Annotated in this window: 19 protein-coding genes; 14 read left to right on the forward strand and 5 right to left on the reverse strand. The window is 60.7% G+C overall.

The window, feature by feature from the left end:
• The first annotated feature begins 117 nt into the window (after nucleotides 1-117).
• Together ACIOU9_RS01825 and ACIOU9_RS01830 are read left to right on the forward strand one after the other, a co-directional pair.
• Nucleotides 118-1,389, forward strand: a complete 1,272-nt coding sequence (locus ACIOU9_RS01825; protein WP_105657618.1) for a CynX/NimT family MFS transporter — start codon at nucleotides 118-120, stop codon at nucleotides 1,387-1,389.
• Entirely contained in the window at nucleotides 1,386-2,060 is a 675-nt protein-coding gene (locus ACIOU9_RS01830) for a FadR/GntR family transcriptional regulator (protein WP_133833645.1), read from the forward strand. Before ACIOU9_RS01825 ends, ACIOU9_RS01830 begins: the two co-directional genes overlap by 4 nt.
• Before the next feature lie 27 nt (nucleotides 2,061-2,087).
• Here the strand turns inward: ACIOU9_RS01830 and ACIOU9_RS01835 are convergent, their stop codons facing one another.
• Nucleotides 2,088-3,230 carry a glutamate--cysteine ligase gene (locus ACIOU9_RS01835; protein WP_105657616.1) on the reverse strand — a complete coding sequence of 381 codons (1,143 nt, stop codon included), beginning with the start codon at nucleotides 3,228-3,230 and terminating at the stop codon, nucleotides 2,088-2,090.
• 155 nt (nucleotides 3,231-3,385) lie between these two features.
• Nucleotides 3,386-4,627, reverse strand: a complete 1,242-nt coding sequence (locus ACIOU9_RS01840) for a THUMP-like domain-containing protein (protein WP_133833646.1) — start codon at nucleotides 4,625-4,627, stop codon at nucleotides 3,386-3,388.
• Between the two features lie 455 nt (nucleotides 4,628-5,082).
• Here ACIOU9_RS01840 and ACIOU9_RS01845 point away from each other — a divergent pair, with 455 nt between their 5' ends.
• The 4 genes from ACIOU9_RS01845 to ACIOU9_RS01860 all read left to right on the forward strand — a co-directional run bounded on the left by ACIOU9_RS01845 (nucleotide 5,083) and on the right by ACIOU9_RS01860 (nucleotide 9,969).
• Nucleotides 5,083-6,624, forward strand: coding sequence for an amino acid permease (locus tag ACIOU9_RS01845; RefSeq protein ID WP_388022673.1), 1,542 nt, complete (start codon nucleotides 5,083-5,085; stop codon nucleotides 6,622-6,624).
• A 204-nt stretch (nucleotides 6,625-6,828) separates the two neighbouring features.
• A complete protein-coding gene (gene groES / locus ACIOU9_RS01850) occupies nucleotides 6,829-7,125 on the forward strand; it encodes a co-chaperone GroES (protein ID WP_133833647.1) in 297 nt (98 codons plus the stop codon).
• A 33-nt stretch (nucleotides 7,126-7,158) separates the two neighbouring features.
• Nucleotides 7,159-8,760: a chaperonin GroEL gene (groL, locus tag ACIOU9_RS01855; protein ID WP_402695909.1), complete on the forward strand. Its 1,602-nt coding sequence runs from the start codon at nucleotides 7,159-7,161 to the stop codon at nucleotides 8,758-8,760.
• A gap of 207 nt (nucleotides 8,761-8,967) precedes the next feature.
• Nucleotides 8,968-9,969, forward strand: a complete 1,002-nt coding sequence (locus ACIOU9_RS01860; protein WP_133833648.1) for an NADP-dependent oxidoreductase — start codon at nucleotides 8,968-8,970, stop codon at nucleotides 9,967-9,969.
• 40 nt (nucleotides 9,970-10,009) lie between these two features.
• On the opposite strand, the gene ACIOU9_RS01865 is transcribed toward ACIOU9_RS01860, so the two are convergent.
• Nucleotides 10,010-10,612 carry a TetR/AcrR family transcriptional regulator gene (locus tag ACIOU9_RS01865; RefSeq protein ID WP_286134197.1) on the reverse strand — a complete coding sequence of 201 codons (603 nt, stop codon included), beginning with the start codon at nucleotides 10,610-10,612 and terminating at the stop codon, nucleotides 10,010-10,012.
• A 298-nt stretch (nucleotides 10,613-10,910) separates the two neighbouring features.
• On the opposite strand from ACIOU9_RS01865, the gene ACIOU9_RS01870 reads away from it, so the two are divergent.
• Both ACIOU9_RS01870 and guaB read left to right on the forward strand, forming a co-directional pair.
• Nucleotides 10,911-13,064, forward strand: coding sequence for an acyltransferase family protein (locus ACIOU9_RS01870; RefSeq protein ID WP_402695912.1), 2,154 nt, complete (start codon nucleotides 10,911-10,913; stop codon nucleotides 13,062-13,064).
• 121 nt (nucleotides 13,065-13,185) lie between these two features.
• Nucleotides 13,186-14,691: an IMP dehydrogenase gene (gene guaB, locus ACIOU9_RS01875; RefSeq protein WP_105657608.1), complete on the forward strand. Its 1,506-nt coding sequence runs from the start codon at nucleotides 13,186-13,188 to the stop codon at nucleotides 14,689-14,691.
• A gap of 81 nt (nucleotides 14,692-14,772) precedes the next feature.
• On the opposite strand, the gene ACIOU9_RS01880 is transcribed toward guaB, so the two are convergent.
• Nucleotides 14,773-15,540 (reverse strand): SDR family NAD(P)-dependent oxidoreductase, encoded by a 768-nt coding sequence (locus ACIOU9_RS01880; RefSeq protein WP_402695914.1) that lies wholly within the window; start codon nucleotides 15,538-15,540, stop codon nucleotides 14,773-14,775.
• A gap of 24 nt (nucleotides 15,541-15,564) precedes the next feature.
• The gene (locus ACIOU9_RS01885; protein WP_332727098.1) at nucleotides 15,565-16,914 is read right to left on the reverse strand and encodes a TIGR00366 family protein; all 1,350 of its coding nucleotides are present in this window, start codon (nucleotides 16,912-16,914) and stop codon (nucleotides 15,565-15,567) included.
• Nucleotides 16,915-17,191: 277 nt separating this feature from the next.
• On the opposite strand from ACIOU9_RS01885, the gene ACIOU9_RS01890 reads away from it, so the two are divergent.
• From ACIOU9_RS01890 to ACIOU9_RS01915, 6 genes are all read left to right on the forward strand, one after another.
• Nucleotides 17,192-18,253 (forward strand): LacI family DNA-binding transcriptional regulator, encoded by a 1,062-nt coding sequence (locus tag ACIOU9_RS01890; protein ID WP_402695916.1) that lies wholly within the window; start codon nucleotides 17,192-17,194, stop codon nucleotides 18,251-18,253.
• Nucleotides 18,254-18,329: 76 nt separating this feature from the next.
• The gene (locus tag ACIOU9_RS01895; RefSeq protein WP_402695918.1) at nucleotides 18,330-19,652 is read left to right on the forward strand and encodes an MFS transporter; all 1,323 of its coding nucleotides are present in this window, start codon (nucleotides 18,330-18,332) and stop codon (nucleotides 19,650-19,652) included.
• A 28-nt stretch (nucleotides 19,653-19,680) separates the two neighbouring features.
• Nucleotides 19,681-20,466 (forward strand): SDR family oxidoreductase, encoded by a 786-nt coding sequence (locus ACIOU9_RS01900; protein WP_286134194.1) that lies wholly within the window; start codon nucleotides 19,681-19,683, stop codon nucleotides 20,464-20,466.
• An 11-nt stretch (nucleotides 20,467-20,477) separates the two neighbouring features.
• Nucleotides 20,478-21,410: a 3-keto-5-aminohexanoate cleavage protein gene (locus ACIOU9_RS01905; protein ID WP_402695920.1), complete on the forward strand. Its 933-nt coding sequence runs from the start codon at nucleotides 20,478-20,480 to the stop codon at nucleotides 21,408-21,410.
• A gap of 271 nt (nucleotides 21,411-21,681) precedes the next feature.
• The gene (locus tag ACIOU9_RS01910; protein ID WP_332731596.1) at nucleotides 21,682-22,998 is read left to right on the forward strand and encodes a BtrH N-terminal domain-containing protein; all 1,317 of its coding nucleotides are present in this window, start codon (nucleotides 21,682-21,684) and stop codon (nucleotides 22,996-22,998) included.
• Between the two features lie 174 nt (nucleotides 22,999-23,172).
• Nucleotides 23,173-24,324, forward strand: coding sequence for a GuaB3 family IMP dehydrogenase-related protein (locus ACIOU9_RS01915; RefSeq protein ID WP_133833652.1), 1,152 nt, complete (start codon nucleotides 23,173-23,175; stop codon nucleotides 24,322-24,324).
• Nucleotides 24,325-24,409 lie beyond the last annotated feature (85 nt).

The raw sequence follows: 24,409 nt of genomic DNA on the forward strand, positions 1-24,409 counted from the left end.
CCGGAGTTCGGCCCCGAGCAGCAGTACTTGGCGGACAGAAGCGGGCACGCCGCGAGGTTCTGGTGCGCTGGATCACAGGATTCGCCGCGTGAAACATCAAACGTCTAATGTTTAAACGTGATCGACAACGCATCAGAATCCGCGGCCCCGCCTCCTGCCAGCAAAGCCGCCAAGCATCCCTGGCGGGCAAGCGCACTGGCAGTTGCGGCGGTGATCCTCGTCGGGCTGAACCTGCGCATGGGTATTGCCTCGGCATCTCCGCTCTTCCATGACCTGCAGGAGATGATGGGGTACGGCACGTTCATCGCTTCGCTGCTGCCGACGATCCCAGTTTTGTGCTTTGCCGTGGCTGGCGCGGCAACGAGCTTGGTGATCGGCAGGACCGGACTGGAACTGGGCATCGCCCTGTCCTTGCTGCTGCTCACCGCTGGGCTGGCCTTGCGCATTGTCGATTCAACTTGGGCCTTGCTGGCCGGCACCGTGGTAGGCATGTGCGGCTTGGCCATCTGCAATGTGGCCATGCCCTCATTTATTCGAGAGCACCACGGGAACCGCGCCGCGTCGATGACCGCGGCCTACACGACCACCATGTCCATCGGCGCGACGCTGGCCTCCGCAATCAGCGTCCCGCTGGCGGTGAAGGCGGGTTCGCCGACGACGGCATTGGCTTTGTGGGCGATTCCCGCCGGCCTGGCTTTGCTGGTCTTTGTGCCGCTGTCCATCTCCGGGAAGCGTTCCGCTGTTCAGAAGGGCACGCATGTTTCTCCATGGCCGCTACTGGCCACGCGCAAGGGCTTGCTGTTCACCACTGTTTTCGGCATCCAGTCGCTGCTGGTCTATACCGTGGTCAGCTGGTTGCCGCATATCCTCATTTCGCGCGGGCTGGAGCCAGTTGATGCCGGCTTGATGCTGGGCATCGTGCAGGGAGTCAGCATCCCGGCAGTCATGATCATGCTCTGGATGGCTTCGAAGCCGGCCCTGCTGCGCAGTGCCTTCGTGCTGACTACCAGCTGCTCGGTACTCGGTTTTATCGCTCTGCTGCTCTTGCCGGTAGAACTGTCCTTGATCAGCTCGGTCTTCATTGGCCTGGGCTTCGGGGTGTTCCCGCTGGTGATGCTCATGCTCAGCCGCAGTGGCGGCAGCGCAGAAGAAACGACAGCAATGTCCACGGTGGCCCAATCTGTCGGCTACCTGATTGCAGCCATTGGACCCTTCGCCCTGGGGCTCATGCAGGGCGCATTGGGATCTTGGACGGTTGGCTTGGTGATCATCCTCGCCTTCGCTGTGGTGCAGCTTCTGTTCTGCTACAAGCTGGGCGGCCTGCGTACCGAAGCCGATTCGCATCCGTTGATCGAAGTGGACGGCTCGGCTGAAGCGGAGCGGCCATGAGCAAGACCCCATTGCGTCCGCCCTTGTCCGAAGAGGTTGTGGCGAAGCTGCAGAGCGCCGTAGCGAAGGGCCGCTGGAAGGTGGGGGACCGCGTTCCGGCTGAACCCGAGCTGATGGCGGAAATGGGCGTCTCCCGCGGGACCTTGCGCGAAGCCATCAAGGCGCTGGCCAGCACGGGGATCTTCGAGGTCCGCCGTGGAGATGGCACCTACGTGCGCGCGACCAGCGAGATCAGCGGCACCGCCCAACGGGTGTACCGAGACCACTCCGACCAGGACGTGCTCCAGGTGCGATTCGCCCTGGATACCCAGTCGGCCCGGCTCGCTGCCAAAGCCGCTGATGCAAAAGTAGTCGAACAGTTGCGCGCGTTGCTGGGCCAGCGAAGCGAAGCATGGGGAAACCGGGATTATCCTGCGTGGGCGAAAGCCGACTGGAAATTCCATCTGGAAGTGGCGCGGGCTTCCCGTGTTCCGCTGATGCATGAGATCTATGAGAGCTTCGGGGATGTTTTCCACGGAACCAAGATGGTCCAGAGGCTTTCCGACGGATTCGATGGCTGCCTGCACGAGGGCCACGAATCACTGGTAGACGCAATCGAAGCAGGCGATCCCGAAGCAGCAGCTCGAACTGTTATCAAGAATCTTGATTACTGCATGAGCTGGATGCCTTAATTCCTGACTTCGAGGGCGCTGCCCGGACTAAACAGCCTTCATGCGCCGGACGTTTTCCTGCACCACTGCCTTGAAGTCCCCGCCCGAAGCCGCAAAGGTATTGCGCTGCAACTGGTATTCCGCCCCGCGTTCGATCAAACGGATTATGCCCTGCAGTTCCTCGGCGCATCCCAGCTGCTCGGCAATCGGTGCCAGGCGCTTGACCTCTGAGCGCAGGTGGTCGGTCACCAGCATCTCGTCGCCTTGGGCGTTGAGGATGATGATGGCATCCAGCCCGTAGCGGGCGGCGCGCCACTTGTTCTCCACTCGGAACCAGGCCGGCATAACAGGAATCTTGTAGCCGGCTTCGATGGATAGCGACATGTCGTGCACCAGGCACTGGGTCAGTGCGGTAAAAGCGGCAATGTCATCCAGAGAGCTCACGCCATCGCAGATGCGCATTTCCACGGTGCCCAAACGAGGTACCGGACGCACATCCCAGCGGATCTCGGAGACATCATCAATAACCCCGGTATGCAGCATGTCTGCAACGTGGGATTCGTATTCGGACCATGAATCGAAGTGGAAGGGGATCCCGGCAGCTGGCAGCTGCTGGAACATCAGCGAACGCTGCGAAGCGTAGCCGGTGTCTTCCCCGCCCCAGTACGGGGAGGAGGCGCTGAGTGCTTGGAAATGCGGCTGGTAGTTGATCAAACCGTCAGTGATTGGAAGCGCTTTTTCGCGATCGTCCAAGCCCACGTGCACGTGCACGCCGTAGATCACCATCTGGCGGCCCCACCACTGGGTGCGGTCAATCAGCTTGGCATAGCGGTCCTTGTCCGTCACCGGCTGCAAGGTCGGAGCGGCAAAAGGATGGGAGCCCGCGGAATACAGGTCCACGCCGTGGTTTCCGGCGACCTCGTTGAGCATGCGCACGTTGGTGCGCAGTTCCTCAGCCGCGTCTGCCACGTTGGTATGGACACCGGTGACCACCTCCACGGTATTCATCAACAATTCCGGCTTCACTGTCGGATGCTCATCTTCGCGGTCAAGACCGGCCTCATCCTTGAGCTGGTCAAGGATACTCTCGGCAACCGAGCACAAGTCCGCACTTTCGCGATTGACCAAGGCGATTTCCCATTCGACACCGATAGTGGATTGGGAAGAGTGGGCGAACTCGATTTTCTGCACGGCGCTCCTATTGATGACGTCTCGGACGGAATGCTCCGGAGCCGAACAAAGTGGATGGAGCGTCCACCGATTCCTCGATGTTTCTCCATACTCATTGTATGTATTGCGCCGCTCCTGCCGGGACAATGCTCCGGTGGGACCTGCGTCACCCCAGACTAGTGCGGGATGACCTCGAAAGCTACGCGTTTGTCGCCGAGGCGAGCCAGGATCAGCGTTGCCTTGTTCTTGGCGCTCTTGGGGGAGCCTGCCAGCAAAATGCGGCGCAATTCTTCGGGCGTGACGTCGACTCCGCGCTTCTTGATATCCAATGTGCCGATGCCGTTGGATTTCACCCAGCTGCGCAGCTTCTTCACGTTGTAGTCATGCACTGCCATGACTTTGTATCCGCGGGCAAACGGCGTGGAAATCTGCTGGTTATGGGTGAAGTAGGCGATGTGCTCATCGAGCAGGTGGCCGCCAGTGCGCTCCAGCAAGGTCGAGATCAGGTGGGAACGGATCACTGCGCCATCGGGTTCGTAGATGTGCGCTTCCAATTCGCCTACCGGGGCTGGCTGATCATTTGCCGCGGCAGCTGCACTGGCCAACTCGTGGGCGCCGTCCTTGTCGATGACCAGCGCGGCACGGGCGATGTCCTTGCGCTTGAGCTTGCCGAACCAGAGGCAGGCCTCGATGACCGAGCCGTGGTCCGAAATCCAGACAGCCTCGGCGTTCGCCGGAATCGCTTCATGGGGCAGGCCCGGACCGAGTTTCACTCCGACGTCCAGCCCGGAGTCCACCAGCTTCTCCACGAAAGACAGGGGCGGGGAAAACGCCTCGGGGTCGAAGAGTCGGCGGGTGCTTCCCTTCACGTCGGTACGCCGGGCTGGATCCAGCCAGACGCCGTCAATCCCGGTCAGATCGGTGTCCTCGGCGCTGCCGTGGATCACGGTGGCATTGTCGAAGGGCATCAGGTTCAAGGTTGTGGCTGCCGCGGTGGTTTCATCCAGCTCTACTGCGGTGACCTGCAGGCCAGCGCTGGCCAGCGCAATGGAGTCGGTGCCGATGCCGCATCCGAGGTCTGCGACGTGGGTGGAACCGGCATTGGTGTAGCGGCGGGCATGCAGCCCGGCGATGGTCAGGCGCGTGGCCTGCTCCAGTCCGGCCGGGGTCAAGATCAACGAGTCTGCAAAGGGGCCGAATTTCACCCTCGCCCGGAAACGCAGCTCGGCCTGCGCCATGACGGCGCGAACCACCTGGGCGTCGTGGCCTTCCTTGCGCAGCTTCTCATTCAGCGACCAAGCAGCATCCTTGGTGGCCACCATGGACGGGTCGATGGTGGAAAGCAGCTTCCAGCCGTCTTCCGAAAGCAGGGCGGCGAATTGTTCATTGAGCGTAGAGTCATTTGAAGCCTGGGCCATGATCCAAGACTATCGTTGATGCGTCTTGGAACAGACTGGCCCTCTCGGTGTGCCCAGCCCGCAGGGCCAGTGATCTATGTGACAAAAACGCGTCACATTCAGAATTCACAGAATCGCCAAGCGGGCTTCGCCAAGCTCCGGGATCCGGCCGCCCAGCAGTTGCGCCAAGAGCAGTTCGAAGCCGGGAGATGTGAAGCCCTGAAACGAAAAGACTAAGTATCGCTATCTCATAGGCATTGATTTCGTTAGAGAGAGTAATGCTTGTTGCTAATTGGATCATCTGGCTAACGAGTAGCCCTATCGCTGTTTTACAGTTCTCCGCCACTAGGAAGCGGTTCGCTGGACCAAGTCGCCCCGCTTGCTGCGAGCGGCTGCATGTCCTCCGCAAGACCTGAAGTGATCCACGTCGCATTCCCCTGTGGAACTGGTGTTGTATGGCACCTGTGATGAAACCTATGCAGCGAACGACAGTGACGTCGACAACCGGTCCAAAGGCCGTGGATCCCGCACCCCTGGTGCAGAACCAGCTCAAGCGCGGCATGAGCAGCCGCCACCTGCAGATGATCGCCATTGGCGGTTCCATCGGCACCGGGCTGTTCGTGGCCTCCGGCGGCACTATTGCCCAGGCGGGTCCCGGCGGCGCGCTGCTGGCCTACGCCGCGGTGGGTCTCATGGTGTACCTGCTCATGCAGTCCCTGGGCGAGATGACCGCGAAGATCCCGGTGGCCGGATCCTTCCAGACCTTCGCTACCCGCTTCGTTTCCCCCTCCTTCGGCTTCGCCATCGGCTGGAACTACTGGTTCAACTGGGCCATCACTGTTGCAGCGGAACTGGTGGCCGCTGGCATCGTGATGAGCTTCTGGTTGCCTGATGTCCCCGGTTGGGTCTGGGCCGGCTCTTTCCTGGTGGCCTTGACCGCCTTGAATGCTTTGTCCGCCAAGGCCTTCGGCGAAGGCGAGTTCTGGCTGGCCATGATCAAGGTGGTCACCGTCATCGCCTTCCTGGCCGCCGGCGTTCTGATGATCTTCGGGGTGCTCGGCGCGCACACCGATCCGCTGGCCAACTGGCGCGAAGGCAAGGATGTCTTCCATGGCGGCTGGCTGTCCATCGTCTCGGTCTTCATGATTGCCGGATTCTCCTTCCAGGGCACCGAGCTGGTGGGTGTCGCCGCAGGCGAAGCCAAGGATCCGCGCCGCGAAGTGCCCAAGGCCATCCGCCGGGTGTTCTGGCGCATCATGCTCTTCTACATCGGTGCCATCTTCATCATCGGCTGCCTGATTCCGTTCACCGACCCGAGCCTGCTGGCCAGCGGCGAAGCCGACGTGGCTTCCTCGCCCTTCACCCTGGTCTTCGAGCGGGCCGGCATCGCTTTTGCCGCTGCTGCCATGAACGCGGTCATTCTCACCGCCATCCTCTCGGCTGGCAACTCGGGGCTCTACGCCTCAACCCGCATGCTCTACTCCATGGCCCACGATGGCAAGGCTCCGAAGATCTTCGGGCGCACCAACTCCAGCGGCGTGCCGATCATGGCTCTGCTGGCCACCGCTGCGGTAGGCCTCTTCGGGTTCCTCACCGCCCTGGTGGGCCAGGGTGCGGCCTATACCTGGCTGCTGAATGTCTCGGGGCTGTGCGGGTTCATCGTCTGGGTGGGTATTGCCGTATCCCACTACCGCTTCCGCCGCGGTTATCTCGCCCAGGGCTACAGCGTGAAGGACCTGCCCTACTTGGCCCCGCTCTTCCCGCTAGGACCCATCGTGGCCTTCCTGATGCTGATTGCCGTGATCGTCGGTCAGAACTACCAAGCGGTGCTGGCCGGCCACGGGCTGGAAGTGCTCTCGGCCTATATCGGGCTGCCGCTGTTCCTCGGACTGTGGCTGGTGCACCGCATGGTGACCAAGTCCAAGATGGTCAAGCTCACCGAGATGGATCTGGACGCTCCGGAGGATATCGAAGAGTCCGCGGCTGTGCGCTCTGCGCGAACCGGTGTGAAGAAGTAGGGCAATGATTAGCACTCGCCTTGACCGAGTGCTAAAGCTCGTCCTAAAGTCATGTGTGGGTGTCACGATGGAAGTTGCATCTGCAGCTTGCAGCGTTACACACCGCCTGACTGGATACCACCAACTGGCACCGCGACGACGGTTGGTCCAATGCCATAGGGCGCACCCCTACAACCATTGGTTCATACACGAAAAGGAGAGACCATGTCTGTCTCCATCAAGCCGCTCGAAGACCGCATTGTCATCAAGCAGGTCGAAGCCGTAACCACCACCGCTTCGGGCCTGGTCATCCCAGACTCCGCTAAGGAAAAACCACAGGAAGGCGCCGTAGTCGCCGTAGGCCCAGGCCGCATCGATGACAACGGCAACCGCATTCCCCTGGACGTTGCAGAAGGCGACGTAGTCCTGTACTCGAAGTACGGCGGAACCGAGGTCAAGGTCGGCAACGAAGAGTACCTGGTGCTCTCGGCTCGCGACGTACTGGCAGTCGTCGTAAAGTAACGCCAACCTCTCTAAAGTTTCAGGAGAAAATGCATGGCTAAGCAGCTAGCATTCAACGAGGAAGCGCGACGCGCCCTCGAAGCGGGCATTGATAAGCTCGCAAACACGGTGAAGGTCACCCTCGGCCCACTCGGCCGCAATGTGGTGCTTGCCAAGACCTGGGGCGCCCCGACCATCACCAATGACGGTGTCACCATTGCGCGTGAGATCGATCTGGAAGATCCATACGAGAACCTTGGCGCGCAGCTGGCCAAGGAAGTAGCCACCAAGACCAATGACGTAGCAGGCGACGGCACCACCACCGCCACCGTGCTCGCTCAGGCCCTGGTCAAGGAAGGCCTGAAGAACGTCGCCGCAGGCGCCGCTCCGGGCGATGTCCGCAAGGGCATTGAACTGGCTGTGGAGATCGTTTCGGACGCCTTGGCCGCTAACGCCGTTGCCGTAGAGAACAAGGTTGCTAACGTAGCCGCGATCTCCGCGCAGTCGGATGAAATCGGCGAATTGCTGGCCAAGGCCTTCAAGACCGTGGGCACCGATGGCGTGATCACCATCGAGGAGTCCTCGACTACCGCTACCGAGCTGGTCCTGACCGAAGGCATGCAGTTCGACAAGGGCTACCTCTCGCCACAGTTCATCACCGACCAGGAGCGCCAGGAAGTTGTCCTGGAAGACGCACTGATCCTGATCAACCCAGCCAAGATCTCCACCGTGGCAGAATTCCTGCCACTGCTGGAAAAGGTCCTGGAAGCGAAGAAGCCGCTGCTGATCATCGCCGAGGATGTCGAGGGCGAAGCCCTTTCCACCCTGGTGGTCAACAAGCTGCGCGGCCTGCTGAACGTGGTAGCCGTCAAGGCTCCAGGCTTCGGCGACCGCCGCAAGGCAATGATGCAGGATCTGGCTATCCTCACCGGTGCCCAGGTTGTCTCCCCGGAACTGGGCCTGTCCCTGGACCAGGTTGGCACCGAGGTACTCGGCTCGGCACGCCGCGTGACCATCACCAAGGATTCCACCACCATCGTTGATGGCGCTGGCACCGAGGAAGATGTCGCAGAGCGCGTAGCCCAGCTGAAGGCTGAGCTGAACCGCACCGATTCGGAGTGGGACCGCGAGAAGCTGTCCGAGCGCCTGGCCAAGCTGTCCGGCGGCATCGGCGTGATCAAGGTGGGCGCTTCCACCGAGGTCGAGCTGAAGGAACGCAAGCACCGCATCGAGGATGCTGTGTCCTCCACCCGTGCTGCCCTGGAAGAGGGCATCGTTGCCGGCGGCGGTACCGCCCTGGTCGACGCGCTGGCTTCGCTGGATACCGATGCCCGCATCGCAGCCACCGAAGGCGACGTAGCAGCAGGCGTTGCGATTGTCCGCCGCGCGCTGGTGCAGCCGCTCTTCTGGATCGCTACCAACGCCGGCTTCGACGGTGCGGTAGTTGCTTCCAAGGTGGCGGAGTCCCCAGCCAACGAAGGCTTCAACGCCAAGACCGGTGTCTACGAGAACCTGCTGCACGCAGGCGTCATCGACCCAGTCAAGGTAACCCGCTCGGCACTGCGCAACGCAGCATCGATCGCGGCCTTGGTTCTGACCACCGAGACCTTGGTGGCAGAGAAGGCTGAAGAAGCTGAAGAGGCGCACGGCCACTAGGGTTTAGCCCGTCACCGAAGCATTGCTTCGTGAGCGAAAGCCGCCGTTGGATCCAGGATTTATCTCCTGGATCCAGCGGCGGCTTTTTGTTCTCAGAAAACGATCCACCCGGGGTGACCCAGCTCATTGACACGATAAATGAGTGCGCTCATAATTGAACTCAGTCAAAGATTGATGCCCATTTCATATCCGTACAGGAGATCTTCCATGCACGCGTTCGTTCTCGAAAACTACAAGGGTGCCCTGGTGCAGGCCGAGGTCGCTGAACCTGAGTTGGGGGAGCGGGAGGTACTCATCGAGATTGCGGCCGCTGGCGTCAACCAGCTTGACGAGAAGATCCGCGCAGGCGAATTCAAGGCAATCCTGCCCTACAAGATGCCGCTGGTTCTCGGCCACGACGTCGCAGGGACCGTGATCGGGCTCGGCTCAGGAGTCCGCGGCTTTACGGTAGGGGACCAGATTTTTGCCCGCCCTCGAGATCATCGGATCGGAGCTTTCGCCCAGCGCATGGCCGTGAATGAAATGGATATTGCGAAGGCACCTGTCTCCATCGACCTGGTGCAAGCGGCCTCGCTGCCCCTGGTTGCACTGACTGCGTGGCAGGCACTAGTTGAGCGGGGAAATCTGCAGCCGGGGCAGCGAGTACTCATCCACGCTGGCGCTGGCGGCGTCGGAACCATCGCCATCCAGCTGGCCAAGCACCTGGGCGCTTACGTCGCGACAACAGCGTCGGCGACGAACGCCGAATTCTTGCAGGATCTCGGAGCCGATGAAGTCATCGACTACAAGACCGAGGATTTCCAGGTAAGTATCTCGGGCTATGACCTGGTGCTTGACAGCCTGGGCGGCGAAACGCTTGCCAAGTCGCTGGGAGTTCTGCGCCCTGGAGGGAAGGTCATCGGCATCTCGGGTCCGCCGACTCCGGCATTCGCCAAGGAAGCAGGGCTGAATCCGGTGATGGGCTTGGCGGTCCGCGCGCTAAGCCGGTCAGTTCTCAAGAAGGCCAAGAAGCTGGGTGTCGGGTACGAGTTCCTCTTCATGAAGCCCAGCGGCCAGCAGCTGCGAGGCATTGCCGAACTGGTGGACTCCGGGGTCCTGACGCCCGTGGTGGGCCAGGTCTTCGGTTTTGCGCAAACTGCAGAGGCCCTTGAATCGATGGAGGCTGGTGGCCGGCGCGGCAAGACCGTCATCACCATGCAGCAGAAGTAAAGCGAGCGCGTTCGCCTGGGCGGTGGGCGCGCTTTGCTCGTCAGTGGGGGAGGATTGCAGCAATCTGAGCGCGGATGCCCCGGGCGACTTCAGCTGTGGCCAGTGCCGGGTCCGCAGCAGTAGCCATCGCCAGGAACTGGATGGAAGTGATGGCCCGCGCAATCGTGGCTGCCTCCGGCGCCTCCAGATTCCTATGCGTGCCCAGGAGCTCGGCAATCGCCTGTTCGGTCAACGCCGCTATGCGCAGGGCTTCGGCATGATGCGGTTCCGCCGAATCGCCAAAAACCATTTCGCGCAGATAAAAGCGCCCGTTGTCGACATGCTTCCGATTGCAGTCGATGATCGGTACCAAAAGGGCCATCGTTGCCTCCAGCGCGGTCTTTGCTGATTTAGAGGCCTCGATGCCTTGCTCCAAGGAGCGTTCGTAGCGGTGGTTCTGCACCATGAGCAGCAGCTCGGATTTGGACTTGGCGTAGAGGAAAAGGGTTCCGGTTCCGATATCCGCCGCGTCGGCGATCTGCTGCGTGGTGACCTCATCGACACCGTGTGCCGCGAAGAGTTCGCTGGCCGCGGAGATGATCCGTTCAAGCTTCGCCTGCTTGTTGCGTTCGCGTCGTCCTGGCATAGGAGTTGAAGACGTCACCCGGGAGCCCCTCGGCTAGAACTGATCAGAGTTATTCATGAGTCTAATCAAGAAAGCTGTTGTTTCAGAATGCGCGGATTGACTTCGCTCACCTGGCCAAGCAACAATTTGCCGCCGTGCCGACGATGGCTGGGCGGCAAACCGCCGTGGAACTTTGCGCCAGTTCTCGAATTTCGACAGCTAATCCTGAGCAGGTCAGGCCAATACGGTCAATCTATATACGCTGCTTTACAGCGGCAGCAGCGTCAACTCGCACGGTGTGGCCATGGCGAATTGATAAGATGGTTGGTTGTCTGACGTGAATCAAGTAGAAAACGCCGAGGACAATTACCTGTCCCCGAAGAAAGCGCAGCCAGTGAGCCATACCTTGGATCAGTCTCGGACAAGCACCCAGCGTGCCGGTTTCCGAGTTGATTTGCAGGGACTTCGCGCCCTCGCAGTCCTGCTGGTGATGTGCTATCACATCTGGTTCTCCCGGGTCTCCGGCGGTGTGGACATCTTCTTGATGCTCTCCGCCTTCTTCCTCACTTCTTCCACCGCACGGCGCATCGCCCGCGGGCAGCGCCCGCCTCTGCTCGACGGCTGGCTGCATCGATTCTCGCGCCTGATACCGCAAGCGGCGGTAGTCATCATTGGCGTGGTCATCGCGGCATGGATCATCCTGCCTAGTACGCGCTGGCTGGAGCTGATCGACCAGTCCAATGCCGCGCTGTTCTACTGGCAGAACTGGTACCTCTCGGATCACCAGGTGGACTACTACGCCTTCAACACAGCCGCCGCCTCGCCGCTGCAGCACTTCTGGTCCCTGTCTGTCCAGGGACAGATCTTCATCATCTGGCCGCTGGTTCTTGCCGGCAGCGCACTGCTCTGGAAGAAGCTCTTCTCCCGGCACAGCTTCGCCGCCGTAGCAGGCGGCGCCTTCGGAGCCATCTTCCTCGGCTCGCTCGCGTATTCCATTCACATCACCGCCACCAACCAGCAGGTGGCCTACTTCCACACGGGCGCGCGCCTATGGGAATTCGCCCTCGGTTCGCTGCTCGCCTTGGCATTGCCGTGGCTCTCCAGCCTGCCCGAGAAGATCCGCCGCATCGGAGGCTGGGCCGGCCTGGCTACCGTCATAGGCAGTGGCGCCGTACTGGATGTGCAGGGGCAGTTCCCGGGCTTCATGGCTTTGGTGCCCACGGTCGCCGCCGCCTTGGTGATCTCGGCTCCGGCACCGCGCAGCTGGGCCAACCCGTCGGGCCTGCTTTCCTTGCCCCCGCTGGTAAAGCTGGGCGACCTGTCCTACGGCATGTACCTGTGGCACTGGCCGTTGCTGGTCTTCTACCTTGAGGTCTCCGGGAACGAGAAGGCCTCCTTCGCTGCCGGCAGTGTCTTGATTCTTGCCTCGATCCTCGCTTCATGGGCCACCACCAAGTTCGTCGAGAAACCGGCCATCGCCTGGCAAGCCAGTGCCAGCTTCTCGCGCCTGATTCCGCAAACCGGGTTCAAGCTCATTGCCCAGTTTGCCGTGGTCGCTGTGGGGCTTGGCGTAGCCAGCCTTCCGGTGATGGCCTGGGAGAACAACGTCGAGCACCGCAGGGCCATGGCCGCGGCGCAGACCGCCACCGACAACCCCGGGGCCAACGCCGAAGATGACTGGGATCCGTCACCTGCGGCTTTGACCCTGCCGCTGGCGACCGAACTGGATAGCGAATGGCAGACTCCCGGCGATGTCTGCGAAGGGGCGAACGCTCCAGACGACGAGCGCATCCACTTCTGCGAGCAGGGCGGTACTTTCGACGGGGGAGCGCCGGACCTGGTACTGCTGGGCGATTCGCACATGCAGCACTGGTCCGCGGCGGCTTCGGCAATGATCGAGGAAGCTGGCGGCAGCTGGATCCTGGTGTACGAACCGGGTTGCCGCTACGGCTCCGATGCGGACCGCGTGGAAGAAGCCTGCTCCGGCTTCCAGGACGCGGCGCAGGAATATGTAGCGGACCTGGCTCCGCAGATGGTGCTGACCACGGCCAGCAAGACCGTAGCGGACCCTGATGACATGCTTCGCAGCCCGGGGGAGCAGGAGATCCTGGTGGACAACTACGCCGAGATGATCCAGCCGCTGCTCGATGCCGGAAGCCGGGTCATCGCGATGCGCGATACCCCGCGCTATACCTACTCCATTCCGGAATGCGTGGATTCGAACAAGGGACTTCCTGCCAACTGCGATGGTTCGGCCGGCTACGCATTGAACAGCGTGAATCCAGTGGAGCAATTCCTGGATTCCAATGATTATGGCGACCAGGTTGTTTCCCTGGACATGACGGGGTTGCTCTGCCCCGAGGGGGTCTGCAAAGCTGTCATTGGCAACGTCTTGACGTACCTGGATGATTCGCACCTGTCCAAGACCTTCGTGCTCAGTGCCAAGCGCCAGTTCGCTTCTTCTTTCAAGGAAGCAACAAACTGGGAATAAGTCACCCCTGATGCGGGATGGGGCATGAGGTTGAACACAGTGCGCCACGAAGGAATAACCGGAACGCCAAAAGAGCTCTACCATTTAATCAACCTCCGCTGTCGCCCCGAAAGGTTCCCCCGTGACTGAGTTCAACCCCTTTGCCTTTGAAGGACTCACCTACGACGACGTTCTGCTGTTGCCCGGCCCGACGGATGTGATTCCTTCGGAGGCGGACACCACCACCCGCTTCACCAAGCGCATCAACATCCAGGTGCCCATCAGCTCCGCTGCAATGGACACGGTGACCGAAGCACCCATGGCAATCGCGCTGGCACGCCAGGGCGGTATCGGCGTGATCCACCGCAACCTTTCCATTGAGTCCCAGGCCAAGCAGGTTGACCAGGTTAAGCGCAGCGAGTCGGGCATGATCACCGACCCAGTCACTGTGCACCCGGGTGCCACCTTGGCTGAATGGGATGAGCTGTGCGCTCAGTACCGCGTCTCCGGTCTGCCAGTGGTAGATGAGAACCGCAAGCTGTTGGGCATCATCACCAACCGCGACACCCGCTTTGTTCCTCGCGAACGCTACATGACCACCAAGGTCTACGAAGTGATGACCGGCATGCCGCTGGTGACCGCTCATGACGGTGTAGCTCCAGAGAAGGTAATCGAGCTCCTGTCCAAGAACCGCATCGAGAAGCTTCCACTCATCGATAACGACGGCAAGCTCACCGGCTTGATCACCGTCAAGGACTTCGACAAGGCCGAGCAGTACCCGCTGGCGACCAAGGACGACGAAGGCCGTCTGCGTGTTGCAGCTGCTGTTGGCTTCTTCGGCGAAGGCTACGAGCGTGCCATGACCCTGATCGACGCCGGAGTTGACGCACTGGTTGTCGACACCGCCAATGGCCACTCGCAGGGCGTGCTGGAGATGATTGCACGCCTGAAGAAGGATCCAGCGGCCGCGCACGTGGACATCATCGGCGGCCAGGCAGCCACCTATGACGGTGCCAAGGCACTGATCGATGCTGGCGCTGACGCCATCAAGGTCGGCGTTGGCCCGGGCTCCATCTGCACCACCCGCATCGTTGCCGGCGTGGGCGTTCCCCAGGTTACCGCTATCTACGAAGCAGCCAAGGCCGCTATTCCAGCTGGCGTTCCATTGATCGCTGACGGCGGCCTGCAGCACTCGGGCGATATCGGCAAGGCCCTGGTGGCCGGCGCCGACTCGGTCATGCTCGGCTCCCTGCTGGCAGGTACCGCTGAGTCCCCAGGCGATCTGGTCTTCATGGGCGGCAAGCAGTTCAAGGCCTACCGCGGCATGGGCTCGCTGGGCGCAATGGAAACCCGTGGCAAGAACACCTCGTACTCCAAGGACCGCTACTTCCAGGCTGACGCGCCATCGAACGAGAAGCTGATCCCTGAAGGCATCGAAGGCCAGGTCCCTTACCGCGGCCCGCTGTCGGCTGTCACCCACCAGCTCGTGGGCGGCCTGCGCCAGACCATGTTCTACGTGGGCGGACGCACCGTTCCCGAGCTGAAGGCACGCGGCAAGTTCGTCCGCATCACCGCAGCAGGCCTGAAGGAATCGCACCCGCACGACATCATGATGACCGTTGAGGCACCGAACTACCGTTCGCGCTAAGGCTCATCTGATGCGGAAAACCCCATCACCACTGGCGCATTGCCAGAGGCGATGGGGTTTTTCGCATCTCTGCTAGCCGATTCAGGAGGCCAGCCAGCCACCGTCGACGTTGAGCATCTGTCCAGTGATGTACCGGGATGCTTCCGAAAGCAAGAAAACCACCGGTCCGGCAAAGTCATCAGTGTGCCCCAGCCTATTCATCGGGATCCGTGAGAGGATTCGTTCTCTGTCTGCCGGTTTGGCCAGGAGATCTGAAGTGAGCTGCGTTTGGACGTATCCGGGAGCAATGCCGTTCACGCGGATGCCTTGTTGCGACCATTCCCGGGACAGCGCGCGGACAGCTCCGAGTACGGCTGACTTCGACATGACGTATGGTGCGACATTGGGCAGCCCAATGGTGCTTGCCAGGGAGCAGAGGAAGACGTGGCTTCCGACCGCGCTGCCGCGGGAGATCTCCCGCCGCGCGATCTCGGTGCTGAGGAACAGAGGGGCTTCGGCATTGACCTTCTGTACCCATCGCCATTCCTCAGGATCCAAATCGATGGCCTGCTTGCGCAGCTGCACACCCGCAGCATGGATCACGGAATCAACCAGACCGTTGCCTTCGGCAAGGTCTACAAGTTCATTGGCTTTGCCGGTTTGCGCTACATCCCAGGTATAGGTGTGCAGGCGTTGCCCATCGAGTCCGGCAAGCTGCCGTGTTTGCTCCAGCTGGGACTCCGTGCGGGACACTGCGCTGACACGTGCGCCGGCTTTGACGGCTGCCAGTGCCATAGCCTGCCCGATGCCGCGGCCAGCTCCGGTCACCAAAACGTGACGGTTGGCCAGTGAAAACTGTTCAAGACTCATGGGAATTCCTTGTTTGCGTGCTCGTTAGAAAATGTAGGTGGGCAACAGCAAGATGAAGAGGAATACCGCACCGCTGATGACCAATGAAACAAAGGTGTACTTCAAGATGGATCTCACTCCGAGCCCCGCGATCGCCAAGATCGGCAATGCGAAGAACGGCTGGATCATGTTGGTCCAGGTGTCGCCGTAACCGATTGCCATGATGATCAAGGCGGGATCCGTGCCCAAGGCGTTGGCCGCTTCGATGAAAATCGGTCCCTGAATGGCGAATTGGCCGCCACCACTGGGCACGAAGATGTTTACCAAGCCGGCGGCGAGGAAGGCGACAATCGGCAATGAGTTCGCGTTGGACATCGAGATGAACGCATCGCTGAGCACGGTGATCAGTCCCGTCGTTGTCACGATCCCCAGGATGCCGGCGTACAGCGGATACTGCAGCAGCACTTCGCCGGTGACTGTCGAAGCGTTCTTGATCAGCCCGGCCAACGCTACAGGGGAGTCAACCAGCAAGAGGATGATCGCGAGCATCGACCAGTTCACGATGTCGAAGGTCAAAACGAAGCCCAGGCGCATGAAGTGCCCGACGATGAAGACGCTGAGCAGTAGTCCCAGTCCGGTCGTGACGTAGCGCTTGGATTCAATCCAATCTGCCGGGCTTTCCGGTTTCCCAGCTTGACGGGCCTCCGTCTGGGAATCCGGGTTGCTGAGCGGGATCTCCAGGATCTCCTCGTCGGTCTTAGGCCGGGACATCACCATGCCGATGACCAGCGCGGGAATCATGATGAGCAGGCCAGTCATATTCCACCAGCTGAAGACCGTTTCCGTGACCGGGACCGGAGCACCCAGGAATTCCTCGATGAAGCTGCCAGGAGTGGCCGAAGTCAGCGGGGCTGCCCCTGAATATCCCATATGGTAGGGAATAAAGCCGGTGTAGGCAGCAGCGACCAACAAAGGGAAGTGGACTTTGATGCCGCGTTCGCGGCAGCTGGTGGCGATACCCTTGGCCAGAATCGCTCCGACGATTAGTCCCAGGCTCCACTGGGCCCAGGACACCAAGCAGGTCAGCAGGGTGACCCAGGCGTAGGCCTGCACCGCGTTCTTTGGAATGCTTGATACTTTCGACAGCACCCCCTGGACCTGGCGGGTATGGGCCAGTGCATGCCCGAAGAGCAGGGCCAGGCACATCTGCGTGATGAAGGCCAGTAGCCCTGTCAATCCTTCGCCCCAAGCATTCACCACGGCGACCGGAGACGAGTCGGTCATCGTCAAGGCCATGAGCATCACGATCAACGTCAGCAGGACGGCGAATACCATTGCTGAGGGCATCCATCGTTCGACAAGACGAGTCACAGGCTTCATTGCGGTTGTGAGCATCGTGCACCTCCAAGAGTAGGCCGATCAATTTGCTGGAGAGGAATATGACTGCCGTCACATCCTTTCGAGGACGCTACTAGTGCGGTTCGGCATTAAGCAATCGTAAGTGGCTAGGCGTCCTATCTCCGGTTGCACCCGGTGCTTCAGGTGCATGAATAAGGTGATTCAGAAGATTTAGCTTTTGAAGCTTAATGTTGCTTAACGTATTTCCATGCCATGTAATGGTGATCACAAGCATTCGCAGGTTCTTATCCGATTTCACCAATGGAGGTGCGCGTTGACCACGCAGTCGCATTTATCGCTTCGACCAGCGCGTGTCTCCGCTGCTGCTGTTGCCCGAGCTGCAGGGGTCTCTTCTGCAACGGTCAGCTACATCATGAACGGTCGACCCGGTGCCTCGCCTGAGACCCGGCGCCATGTGCTGAAGGTGGCGAACGAACTTGGCTACCGTCCCGCCAACCATGGGCAGCAGCAGGACCCGCTTCTGACCCGCGTGGTCGGCCTAGTGCTGCCGAACATCGTGAACCAGATGTATACGATCTGGGCACAGCACATCATCAATGCCACCGCCGCGGCCGGGTTCGATGTCTTTGTCGCAACAACGGGGGACGACCCCGAGGCGCTGGATCAAGTTGCTCGTACCCTGGCTGCCCGGAATGTTGATGGCGTCATTATCGCCGCTGCAATCAAGGAAGATTCGCGTTCTCTGAGGACCTTTCGCCAGAAACGAATTCCCTATGTCTGCCTGTCGCGCAATTCCGAGCATCTGCCTGGTGATTTCGTCGGGATCGATGACGACGCGGCTGCGGGGGAACTCATGTCCCACGTTCTGGATCACGGCTATTCGGAGGTGGCCACTGTCATCGGGCCGCGTTCCTCTACTGCGTCTTTGTTGCGCGAACAGGCTTTTGTCCGGGTTGCCCAGCAAAGGGGTATCCGGGTTGCGGGAGAACGCCTGATCAGTACCAAGCTCAGTTCGGAAGGCGGGCAGCTGGCCGCCAAAAGATTGTTCAGCTCGGCGCATCCGCCACGGGCTGTGGTCTGCGGATCGGATGAAATTGCCATTGGTGTCATGGAGCATGCGCTGTCGCTGGGCCTGCGCATTCCACAGGATGTCGCGATCGTCGGCTGTGACGGACTCAGGCACAGCCGCTCGAAAATCATCGGGCTGACAACAATTGTCCAGCCGGTGAAAGACATGGCGGAAAGGTCCTTCGAGCTACTCCTGGAACAGATCGTCGAGCCGCGGAACACCTACAAGCACACGATCTGCGAGCACAGCCTCCATATCGGTAGGACTTGCGGGTGCCCTGCTACAGGGCGAATGCCTGCCCTCTAGCTCACCACTAGACATTCTCAAAGCCAAGGGCCTGGTGCCCTCTACTCGTCATGCCTGCATGCGGAAGGAACTGACCGTGCAAACTACCAACGCGACACGTCGGATGCGCTCACCGGAAATACTCAACAAGCTGATTTTCCGGCGCATCATGCCGCTGCTGATCGCAGCCTATGTCATGGCTTTCATTGATCGCACGAATATCGGCATGGCCAAAGACCGGTTGGAAATCGATCTGGGTATCTCGGCTACAGCGTACGGCGTGGGTGCCGGGCTGTTCTTCTTGACCTACGCGCTTTCGGAGATTCCCTCAAACCTGATCATGCACAAGGTCGGCGCACGGTTCTGGATCATGAGGATCATGATCACTTGGGGAATCCTGTCTGCCTGCATGGCACTGGTCCAGGGGGAATGGTCCTTCTATATCCTGCGCATGCTGCTGGGCATCGCTGAGGCGGGCCTATTCCCGGGAGTCATCTACTTCATCACCCAGTGGTTTGTCGTCAAAGACCGCGCCCGGGCCAACGGACTCTTCTTGCTCGGCGTAGCCCTGGCGAACGTCATCGGGGCGCCGCTGAGCGGCCTGCTGCTGACTATGGACGGCGTTGGCGGGTTGCACGGATGGCAGTGGATGTTCATCATCGAGGGGTTGCCAGCGTGCTTCTTGGCTATCGCAGTTTGGAAAATCCTGCCCAACAAGCCCACCGAAGCTAAATTCCTCACCCAGGCCGAGGCCGAGGACTTGGAAGCGCGAATCGCGGCTGAGGAAATCGCTGGCGCGCAGGCTGCTGGAAATTCCAAGCTGCTCCATGTTCTCAAGGACAAGCAGATCCTGTTGGTCGTTGCGATCTACTTCTCCCACCAGATCGCAGTCTACGCATTGAGCTTCTTCTTGCCTTCGATCATCGGTACATACGGAGAGCTATCCACCATCCAGATCGGCTTGCTCACCTCGATACCGTGGGTCTTCTCTGCCGCAGGCGCCTTGCTGATCCCCAAGCTGGCCACCAATGGCTCGCGATCGCGGATCGTTGCCAGCGCAACCATGACCGGCATCGTTGCCGGGTTCACCCTCGGTGCGCTTGGCGGACCGGTGCTCGGACTGATCGGCTTCTCGCTAGCCGCGTTCAACTTCTTCGCGTTGCAGCCGATCCTGTTCACCTACCCGGCAACCCGCCTTTCCGGTGCGACTCTGGCTGGCGGCATTGCTTTCGTGAACACCGTCGGGCTGTTCGGCGGATTCCTTGGTCCCTACATCATGGGGCTGATGGAAGAAGCTACTGGAAGCAAGATGTCGGGCCTCTGGTTCATTGTCGCGATCTGCGCCGTTGGCGCACTGCTCACTCTCAAGCTCAAGCAAGGCACCGAGGATCCCGCTAAAGCCGCTGTGTCCGGCCACTAGGCATCTAACTAAGGAGCAACGAACTCTAATGAATACCCATAACATGAAAATGGACTTTGACGGACTCCGGGTTCTCGTCACGGCTGGAGCTGCGGGCATCGGCCTGGCGATCGCTCAAGAGTTCAGGAACCATGGCGCACAAGTCTTCGTTACGGATATCAATCCTGAAGCAGTGCGTGCCGCCGCGTCGGCGGGTTTTGCCGCCTCCGTGAGCGACGTGTCGGATGAAGATCAGGTACGTGGATTGCCCGATCAGATCCAGCAGTCTCTAGGGGGACTGGACGTCCTGGTGAACAATGCCGGAATCGCCGGTCCTACCGGGCCTATCGAGACTCTTGAATCCGAAGATTGGATGACGACTTTCGATATTAATGTCCACGGACAATTCTTCTGCATCAAGCACTTGCTCCCGTTGCTGCGCCAGTCCACCCGGGGATCCATCATCAACTTGTCCTCGGCCGCTGGCCGTCTGGGCATGGCAGGTCGCAGTCCGTACTCGGCATCGAAATGGGCAGTGATCGGGCTGACCAAGACGCTTGCCATCGAGCTCGGCGGTGAAGGAATCAGGGTCAATGCCATCTGCCCGGGGGCAGTCAATGGCCCGCGCATCCAATCCGTAATCGAGGCGAAGGCGCGAATGCTCCAGCGTCCGGTGGACGAAGTCTCCGATCTGTACCACGCGCAGTCATCGCTCAACAAGCTGGTCGAGGCCGAGGACATCGCCAATATGGCGGTGTTCCTGGCCAGCCCGATGGCACTTCGGATCAACGGCCAGGCCATGGCAGTCGATGGCAACACCGAGAAACTGTACTAGGAAGGCGTATTGTGAAAAACAAGCGAAAAGTCATCATTACCAGCGCTGTCACCGGCGCTATCCATACCCCCAGCATGTCGCCGCACCTGCCGGTGAGCGCCGATGAGATTGCCGAAGCTGCGCTTGGCGCCGCCAAGGCTGGCGCGGCCATAGTCCACATGCACGCGCGTGATCCCAAGGACGGCCGCCCATCTCAGGATCCCAAGCATTTCGAACCGATCTTGGAGAAGCTCAAGAACGGCACCGACGCCATCGTCAACATCACCACCGGTGGCTCCCCGCATATGACCGTCGAAGAACGCATGCTTCCGGTGGCAACCTTCGAACCTGAACTCGCTTCGCTCAATATGGGATCAATGAATTTCGGACTGTATCCCATGCTGGACCGGTTCACGGAGTTCGAACACGATTGGGAACGAGAAGGCCTGGAAAATTCACGGGATCTGGTCTTCAAGAACACCTTTGCCGATATCCAGAGGATCCTGGAAATCGGTAACGCCAATGACACCCGGTTCGAATTCGAATGCTACGACATTTCCCACCTAAATAACCTGAGTCACTTCCACCAGCGCGGCCTGGCCCGTGGCCCGCTTTTCGTGCAGTCGGTTTTCGGTCTGCTCGGCGGCATCGGGGCGCATCCGGAAGACTTGATGCATATGCGCCGCACGGCTGACCGCCTGCTGGGAGAGAACTACGAATGGTCCATCCTCGGTGCAGGCAAGAACCAGATGCCGTTAGCTACCATTGGAGCGGCCATGGGATCGCATGTACGTGTTGGGCTGGAAGATTCCTTGTGGATCGGACCGGGGCAGCTCGCCGCTTCCAATGCCGAGCAAGTGACCCGTATCCGGACCATACTGGAAGCACTGAATTTCGAGGTCGCGACTCCCGAGGAAGCCCGGGAGATGCTGGCGCTCAAGGGGCGCGACAAAGTCGGTTTCTAGGCGCCAAATGCCTTCGGCCTGAATAGCAGCACAAAATCAAACAGACTCGAGGCTCCATCTGTCCTGCCCCATGCAGGCATAGATGGAGCCTTGTTTTGTCCTAGTCCCAGTTTGACGCCGCGCATTGGCGCGCGCCGTGGCGTATCCAATCCCACTAGAACATCGCGGGACTCGCTCGCCGCGGACACGTAGACTTGTTCGATGGCGGCGCTTCCCTGCGCGTGCGGGAAACCTCGCGCCAATGCGCCGGTGACGGAAGGACAATCAGTACATGGGCCAGCCAGCCAACCTGAAGAAGCAAACCCGCCAGCGTATGGAGCGCACGGGGGAGAGCTACACCACCGCGCGCAAGAACATCTTGGCCGGCAAGCCTGAAAGTCCTCGGGCCGCTCGCGCTGCCGCCGCCCGCGACTACGCCAAGGAAGCACGCGAAAAGGCCAAGGCGCAGGAGCAGAAAGGCAAGAACGCTCCGGCTGCTTCGCCAGCTGACGAACTGCCTGAGTACCCAGCGCCAAAAGATGTCATCCAGTACGATGCTGCGCTCTGGCACCGAGTCCTAGTCCAAGCTGGCGTCACCAACAAGCACACCGGCGAACCGCTGAGCCAGGCATTGCTCGCTGGCCTTGCCGGCGGTATCGGCTTCATGGCTTTCACCCATGAAGGAGGCGAAGAGACTGCAGTAACGCTGGTGACCCGCCACAACCCGGAACCCTATACCCAGAACCTGCTGGCCCGTTGCGGTGCTACGGTGACCGAACGTACCACCGGCTCAGCCGAACGCGCCGTCGAATACATGGACGCAGCCCTGGACGCAGGCCGCACTGTGGTGGTTCGCGTGGCAATCAGCGCGCTGCCATGGATTGACGGCAACACGGTTGATGAGGCCGAGACCCTGGATCTCGTCGTCGTTGGCGAGCACAAGAAGGACCTGATGGTAGATGACGGTTCAGGTGCGTTGAACCTCATCAGCCCCAAGGAACTGGCCATCGCCCGTGCGATGCGCAAGAAGGAAAAGCACTGGCAGGCATGGATCCCGTCCTCGCGCTCGCCGAATGCCGAGACTTTGGCCGCCAATGCCGTCGAGGCGATTGGGGAAACCACCGCTCGCCTGCTGGGCACCAGCGAGCTTTCCGGGGTTCCAGTGCACTTTGCCAAGAACTTCGGCATTACCGGCATGCGCACCTTGGCCACGCGACTGCGCGATAACGAGTCCAAGACCGGTTGGTCCCAGATCTTCGCAAGCCAGCAAGCGCTGGCCAACGGCTTGGACCAGCTCGCAGGTTTCTTCTCCGACACGCGTTTCAGCGGCGAGGGCGCGTTGCGCGGCCTGTACGCGGAGTTCCTTTCGGAAGCGGCGGAACTTCCAGGCCTGGCGCCGCTGGCAGCTCACGTAGATGCTTACCGGCAGCTCTCCACGCAGTGGGATGCGTTCGCGGACCTGATTGATCCAGAGACCGAGTTCGCCAAGCGTGCTGAGCACTTCGCCGTATTGGCTGACGCGATTGAGCGCATTGCCGATTCTGAAGAGCAAGCCGCCACCTCCTTGGCCGTGACCGCCAAGAAGCTTGCATCCAAGGCAGCCAGGTAAACCTGGCTCAACATAGGCCCTGCCATCCGGTGATCTTACTCACCGGCCGGCAGGGCATTGTTGTCCCGGTGTGCCACTTGCGGCCCCATGCACCAGAGCCAGCGCAGAAACATCGCCTAAAGCCAATGCGCTATCAAAAGCGGGATTATCCGGGAATCTTGATAACCTAGTTAGGTGAGTAACGAGATTGAGATCGGCCGCGGCAAGCGGGCAACTAAGGCATATTCCCTGGACGACGTAGCGATCGTACCGAATCGCCGTACCCGTGATCCGAAGGACGTATCGGTGTCCTGGCAGATCGACGCCTTCCAGTTCGACACCCCTATCCTGGGCGCACCAATGGATTCGGTGACCTCCCCGTCTACCGCAATCGCCTTGGGCAAGCTCGGCGGCCTAGGCGTGCTGAACCTCGAGGGCCTGTGGACCCGCTACGAGGACCCGGAAGCAGTGCTGGCCGAAATTGCCGGCCTGAAGTCCGAGGCGGCAACCCGCAACGACCCGAAGACCACCGCAAAGCTGCAGGAACTGTACTCGGCTCCCATCCAGCCTGAGCTGATCACCTCGCGCATCTCCGAGATCCGCGACTCCGGAGTTGTCGTTGCCGGCTCGCTGACCCCGCAGCGCACCCAGGAGCACTACAAGACCGTTGTCGCTGCCGGCGTGGACATCTTCGTCATCCGCGGCACCACTGTTTCGGCCGAGCACGTCTCGAAGACCACCGAACCGCTGAACCTCAAGCAGTTCATCTACGAACTCGATGTCCCAGTGATCGTGGGCGGCGCAGCCGGATACACCCCGGCCATGCACCTGATGCGCACCGGTGCAGCCGGCGTGCTCGTTGGCTTCGGTGGCGGCGCATCCTCCACCACCCGCCGCACTCTGGGTATCCACGCGCCGATGGCTACCGCCATTGCCGACGTTGCAGCCGCACGCCGCGACTACATCGAAGAGTCCGGCGGACGCTATGTCCACGTCATCGCCGATGGCGGCATGGGGAACTCCGGCGACATCGTCAAGGCCATCGCCATGGGCGCCGACGCAGTGATGCTCGGTACCGCACTGGCCCGCGCCGATGAAGCACCAGGCGCCGGCTACCACTGGGGCATGGAAGCAGTTCACGAGGCCAGCCCACGTGGCGACCGCGCCAAGGTCGGCACCGTCGGCTCGCTGGAGAAGGTCCTGCACGGCCCATCGCACGAGACCAACGGCACCTCGAACCTGGTTGGCGCACTGCGCCGCTCGATGGCCACCACCGGCTACTCGACCCTCAAGGAATTCCAGCGCGTCGACGTCGTGCTGTCCCCGTACGAATCCGATCGCTTCTAGCTGATCCTGATCTGGCCCTGCTCTTCTTTCGAAGGGTGGGGCCAGTGTCGTTTAACCGCTTGGTCTCAACGAATGAATAAGCAAG

Origin of the sequence: Glutamicibacter sp. NPDC087583 (assembly GCF_044743685.1) — a bacterium.
GTDB lineage: Bacteria > Actinomycetota > Actinomycetes > Actinomycetales > Micrococcaceae > Glutamicibacter.

Excerpts from the sequence above, each read along its gene's own strand:
- ACIOU9_RS01830 (WP_133833645.1), top strand. The coding sequence starts at position 1,386 with ATGAGCAAGACCCCATTGCGTCCGCCCTTGTCCGAAGAGGTTGTGGCG.
- ACIOU9_RS01880 (WP_402695914.1), bottom strand. The coding sequence starts at position 15,540 with ATGAGTCTTGAACAGTTTTCACTGGCCAACCGTCACGTTTTGGTGACC.
- ACIOU9_RS01860 (WP_133833648.1), top strand. The coding sequence starts at position 8,968 with ATGCACGCGTTCGTTCTCGAAAACTACAAGGGTGCCCTGGTGCAGGCC.
- ACIOU9_RS01840 (WP_133833646.1), bottom strand. The coding sequence starts at position 4,627 with ATGGCCCAGGCTTCAAATGACTCTACGCTCAATGAACAATTCGCCGCC.
- groL (WP_402695909.1), top strand. The coding sequence starts at position 7,159 with ATGGCTAAGCAGCTAGCATTCAACGAGGAAGCGCGACGCGCCCTCGAA.
- groES (WP_133833647.1), top strand. The coding sequence starts at position 6,829 with ATGTCTGTCTCCATCAAGCCGCTCGAAGACCGCATTGTCATCAAGCAG.
- ACIOU9_RS01885 (WP_332727098.1), bottom strand. The coding sequence starts at position 16,914 with ATGCTCACAACCGCAATGAAGCCTGTGACTCGTCTTGTCGAACGATGG.
- ACIOU9_RS01900 (WP_286134194.1), top strand. The coding sequence starts at position 19,681 with ATGAATACCCATAACATGAAAATGGACTTTGACGGACTCCGGGTTCTC.
- ACIOU9_RS01845 (WP_388022673.1), top strand. The coding sequence starts at position 5,083 with ATGCAGCGAACGACAGTGACGTCGACAACCGGTCCAAAGGCCGTGGAT.
- ACIOU9_RS01910 (WP_332731596.1), top strand. The coding sequence starts at position 21,682 with ATGGGCCAGCCAGCCAACCTGAAGAAGCAAACCCGCCAGCGTATGGAG.